We start from the raw sequence: 5,105 nt of genomic DNA on the forward strand, positions 1-5,105 counted from the left end.
GTTATGCTGAACAATTTGTCCAAAAATTCGGATTAAATTTGCAATCTACCAAACAATAAAATTATGAGAAAACTGTTAATCAAGACGCCATAGTTTCGGTTCAATCAATTGAAAGCCACGGCTCAGCGTGCTATGCTTTAACAACCGTGAGGAGGTAGCGGTTGCCCGTTTGGGTGAAATTCTTTGCAATTTTCCATTATCGCCGTATAATGAAAGTCAATATTAGTCAAAGATAATGAAAAGGGTGAAGCAAATGCAAAGTCAAAATATCTCCGATATCATCGAAAAATATTTAAAAAGTATTTTGGCGGACGCTGAGCATGTTGAAATTCGGCGGTCAGAAATTGCTGACTTATTCAACGTGGTACCTTCGCAAATTAATTACGTGATTAAAACCCGTTTCACCATCCAAAACGGTTACTTAGTTGAAAGTAAACGCGGTGGTGGCGGCTATATCCGGATTGAAAAAGTTAATTTGCTCGATGATGCCGACGTATTGGACACCCTCATACAAGTGATTGGTGATTCAATTACGCAACGTGATGCCTATGCCGTCGTTCAAAGTCTCTATGAAGATGAGGTTTTAAATCGTAGGGAGGCCCAATTAATATTAGTCGCCACGGATCGCAATACCTTAGGGGTTGATGATCATGACTTGGAAAATAGTCTGCGGGCGCGCATTATTATTGGCATCCTCAACCACCTGCGTTATGAAAGCTAAATTAAGCTAAAGAAAGCGAGGAATCGCAATGGATAACCTATTTACCCCGAGTGCCAAAAGTGTCTTAGTCTTAGCACAAGAACAGGCCAAGTACTTTAAGCATCAAGCAGTGGGAACGGAACATTTATTATTAGCCTTGGCCATTGAAAAAAATGGGATTGCTAATAAGGTGTTACAACAGTATGCCGTCAGTGAAGACGATATTCGTGAAGAAATCGAACGGTTTACTGGCTATGGTACTTTAAGCAATGTCGGCAAGGACACTTATTTACCATACTCCCCGAAAGCCAAAGAAATTTTGTCAGTCGCTGGTGATGAAGCTAAGCGTTTAGGCGCCAACAAGATTGGGACTGAACACCTGTTATTAGCCATGTTATCCGACGAAAGCATCTTGTCCTCGCGCATTTTAATGAATTTAAACTTAGACTTAGGTCAAACGCGTAAAGTTGTTTTACGTAAGCTCGGTGTTTCAGATGCGATGAACAATCGTAAAAAGGGTGCCGCCAGTGATATGGCCCGTAAGCAACGTGATAACCGTAAGGGCGCCACGGAAGGAACCCCAACCTTGGATTCCTTAGCCCGGGACTTAACGCAACTGGCGAGTGAACAACAGATGGATCCCGTGGTGGGCCGTTCTAAAGAAGTCAAACGGGTCATTCAAATTTTGTCACGCCGGACTAAGAACAACCCCGTTTTAATTGGGGAACCTGGTGTTGGTAAAACTGCGATTGCGGAAGGTTTAGCCCAAAAGATTGTGGCGGGCGATGTGCCGAGCGACATGGCCGACAAACGCTTAATGATGCTCGATATGGGCTCATTAGTTGCTGGGACGAAGTATCGTGGTGAATTCGAAGATCGCTTGAAGAAAGTTATCGACGAAATTTACAACGATGGGCATGTCATCTTATTCATTGATGAATTGCATACCTTGATTGGTGCCGGTGGTGCTGAAGGGGCGATTGATGCTTCGAATATTTTGAAGCCCGCCTTAGCGCGTGGTGAACTCCAAACCATTGGGGCCACGACCTTAAATGAATATCAAAAGTATATCGAATCGGACGCTGCTTTAGAACGGCGGTTTGCGACGGTCATGGTTGATGAACCAACCGAAGACGAAGCGGTTGAAATTTTAACCGGCTTACGGCCACGGTATGAAGAACATCATCATGTCACGATTACGGATGAAGCGGTCCAACAAGCGGTCACTTTATCGAGTCGCTACATTAGTGACCGCTTCTTACCTGACAAGGCGATTGATTTGATGGATGAAGCGTCAGCTAAAGTCCGGATTGATCAAATGGAAAAGCCAACTAAATTGACGAAGAATCAAGATAAGTTGGCCGCCTTACGTCAACAAAAAGAAACGGCCATTGAAGATCAAGATTTCGAAAAGGCAGCGGAAATTCGCCAACAAGAAATGAAGTTAAAAACGCGCTTAGATAAACAAGCCGAAGCCGCGGAAGCTGATGTTGAGGCTGGTAAGACGCCGCAATACAGTTTACAAGTCACGGGCGAAGATATCGCGCAAGTCGTTGCTGAATGGACCGGCGTACCGTTGACGCAATTGCAAAAGACGGAAAGCGAACGCTTAGTTAACTTGGAACACATCTTGCATCAACGGGTCGTTGGCCAACCAGAAGCCGTTTCGGCGGTCGCCCGCGCGATTCGTCGGGCTCGGAGCGGGTTGAAAGATCCGAGTCGGCCAATTGGGTCATTTATGTTCTTAGGACCAACCGGGGTCGGGAAGACCGAATTAGCTAAGGCCTTAGCCGAAGCGATGTTTGGTTCCGAAGACAACATGATTCGGATTGATATGTCCGAATACATGGAACGTTACTCCACGAGTCGGTTGATTGGGTCCGCGCCTGGTTATGTTGGTTACGACGAAGGTGGGCAATTGACCGAAAAAGTTCGGCAAAAGCCATACTCCGTGGTGTTATTCGATGAAGTTGAAAAAGCCCATCCCGATGTCTTCAACATCTTGTTGCAAGTCTTAGATGATGGCTACTTGACCGATTCGAAGGGCCGCAAAGTCGATTTCCGGAACACCATTTTAATCATGACTTCGAACTTAGGGGCCACGACCTTACGTGACGAAAAATCCGTTGGGTTCGGTGCCAGCGACAAAGCGAATGATTACCATGCCGTTTCAGCTACGATTCATGAAGAATTACGGAAAGCCTTCCGTCCTGAATTCTTGAACCGGATTGATGAAACGATTGTCTTCCATTCATTGAATAAGGAAGAATTGCATGAAATCGTCAAGTTAATGGCTAAAGAAATCGTCAATCGTGTTGCCCAACAAGGTATCAAGATTAAAATCACGCCAGCTGCGATTGACGTCGTTGCTAAAGCTGGTTTTGATCCTGAATACGGGGCACGGCCAATTCGCCGGGCACTGCAAACTGAAGTGGAAGACCGCTTGAGTGAAGCCTTATTGACCGGTGAAATCAAGGTCAACGATACCGTCACGATTGGTGCTAGCAAAGGGGCCATCACGATTAGTATCAAAAACGACACGAAACCAGCCGGACGTTCGACCGTTTCTTCTAAATAACAATTAGCTAAATATTTAAGTCTAGGAGCTTTGGTTCCTAGGCTTATTTTTATTGTCGCTCCGCTGCCAGCAACTCGGGACATCGCCGTGGGGCAGACCTTGGGCCAAAGAGCGGTCCCAAGGGCGCTTTTGAACCCGGCCATAATGCATACCGGTTTCAAAAGACGACCCCAATATCGTGTCGGGCCAACCCACCGACCCAATATTGCGACACGGTGATGTCCCGAGTTGCTAGCAGCTGCGCTGAATGGTGTGGATAACTATTCTGGTTGGTAGAGGTGAATCATGGATTTGTGGATAACCTTGATGAAAAACGAGGTTAAAGTGCGTATCTGGTAAGTAGGGATGTGGATCTTTGGATGATACGTTCATTTTTAGTCAATTGTATTGAGGTTAGGATGGTTAATTTTAAATAGTAACTCCATCTTAGTCACAACTTATGATGAATCTGTTGATAAACAGTGCGATTTGAGGTGTGTAATGTTGACGTTCGTGGGGATTTTCCACTGTTGCTGTGACCTTGCCAACGGTTACCGGCGCGTGCACCGCATTCCGATGATGCTTAAAAAGTCATCATTAAAGTAACTTCGCAATAAAATCGTAATACAAACTGGCTAGCCGTCACTTGCGGAATGGTGTAAATTATAATAAGAAATAAAGAATGAAAGAAGATGATTTGCATGGTTACGCGTGCGGAACAATTAGCACAGACGCACCGCGCGATTTTGGATGCGGCCCGCGAACTGTTTTTGAAGAATGGCTACGCCGCTACTAGTACTCGCGACATTGCGAAAGCCATTGGGATTACACAGCCGGCCCTTTATCATCATTTTAAAGATAAAGAGGTTATCTTCTTAGCCGTGATCACCACGGTCGGGAGTGAAATCAAAGCGGGTATCGATGAAATCAATGCCCACGACCAATCAGCGTTGGACCAACTGACGGATGTGACGTTACTACTAACGCATAAACATCCCGCTGATGTCTTTACCTTGATTCATACGAGCTTTAAAGAAATCAGTCACGAACACATTCGGCAATTAGCCGGCGTGTTCATGACGGACTATGTTCAACCGATTCAAGCGGTCTTTGAACAAGCTAACGTGCAACTCCAACCCGATGTCACGCCAGCAATGGCGGCCAAATTTTATTTAACGAGTTTAAGCCCGCTATTTAATAGCTTCCATCAAATCGGTGATCCCAACGCCGACGAACGGACCCAAGTTCAAACGTTATTAAAAATGATTCTATTCGGGGTTGCGCAAGCGCCGACTGAATAGTAATGATTTATGATTGGCTTGCCGTTGTGCGTCAGTGGTAATTCCAGTTGCCGTGGCGACCGCCTTGAGCCTGAGGGGCGGTCTCAAGGCTCGCTTGGCTGCTTGGCAAAGTGCGCCAATCAACCAAGACGTCGGTGGTGTAAGTCCGACAAAAAGCATGCCGGACTAATGCCACTTACACGGCAACTTCCATTACCACTGACCCACAACTAAATTGAGTGTTGATATAGAGACGACGCCGCTACGATTTGTAGTGGCGTTTAGTTCATTCATAAATTACGATACGATTTATTTGTATTGTTTAAATTAGTGATTCAGCACTAGCGTCCAGTCTATTAAGATGATAAATGGGTTAGTATGAAGTATTTTGTAGATCGGCGTTAGTATTACTAGATAATTCAGTGTTAATAAGCGAGGTTGTTTTCGCAGTAGCTGATGCTTTATGATAATTGTCGGCTGCTGTAACAAAATAATACAAGTTGGTATTCATGCGGTAGATTGTAAAATTAATCCGAACGCTGTTCGGACAAAAAAGATCAGCTTCCTT

The 5,105-nt window shown here is 45.1% G+C and carries 4 protein-coding genes; 3 read left to right on the forward strand and 1 reads right to left on the reverse strand.

Annotated features, from left to right (window positions below; translation table 11 throughout):
• Positions 1–253 precede the first annotated feature (253 nt).
• From DY78_RS05075 to DY78_RS05085, 3 genes are all read left to right on the forward strand, one after another.
• The gene (locus DY78_RS05075; protein ID WP_024625234.1) at positions 254–721 is read left to right on the forward strand and encodes a CtsR family transcriptional regulator; all 468 of its coding nucleotides are present in this window, start codon (positions 254–256) and stop codon (positions 719–721) included.
• Positions 722–749: 28 nt separating this feature from the next.
• Positions 750–3,278, forward strand: a complete 2,529-nt coding sequence (locus DY78_RS05080) for an ATP-dependent Clp protease ATP-binding subunit (protein WP_024625233.1) — start codon at positions 750–752, stop codon at positions 3,276–3,278.
• Between the two features lie 680 nt (positions 3,279–3,958).
• Positions 3,959–4,558, forward strand: a complete 600-nt coding sequence (locus tag DY78_RS05085) for a TetR/AcrR family transcriptional regulator (RefSeq protein ID WP_024625232.1) — start codon at positions 3,959–3,961, stop codon at positions 4,556–4,558.
• A gap of 352 nt (positions 4,559–4,910) precedes the next feature.
• On the opposite strand, the gene DY78_RS16595 is transcribed toward DY78_RS05085, so the two are convergent.
• Positions 4,911–5,105: hypothetical protein (locus DY78_RS16595; protein ID WP_235810637.1), on the reverse strand; the 195-nt coding region annotated here is incomplete at its 5' end.

Origin of the sequence: Lactiplantibacillus fabifermentans DSM 21115 (genome assembly GCF_000498955.2) — a bacterium.
Lineage (GTDB): Bacteria > Bacillota > Bacilli > Lactobacillales > Lactobacillaceae > Lactiplantibacillus > Lactiplantibacillus fabifermentans.

Bases quoted from the DNA above. Each gene is read 5' to 3' on its own strand.
- DY78_RS05085 (WP_024625232.1), top strand. From the start codon at position 3,959: ATGGTTACGCGTGCGGAACAATTAGCACAGACGCACCGCGCGATTTTG.
- DY78_RS05075 (WP_024625234.1), top strand. From the start codon at position 254: ATGCAAAGTCAAAATATCTCCGATATCATCGAAAAATATTTAAAAAGT.
- DY78_RS05080 (WP_024625233.1), top strand. From the start codon at position 750: ATGGATAACCTATTTACCCCGAGTGCCAAAAGTGTCTTAGTCTTAGCA.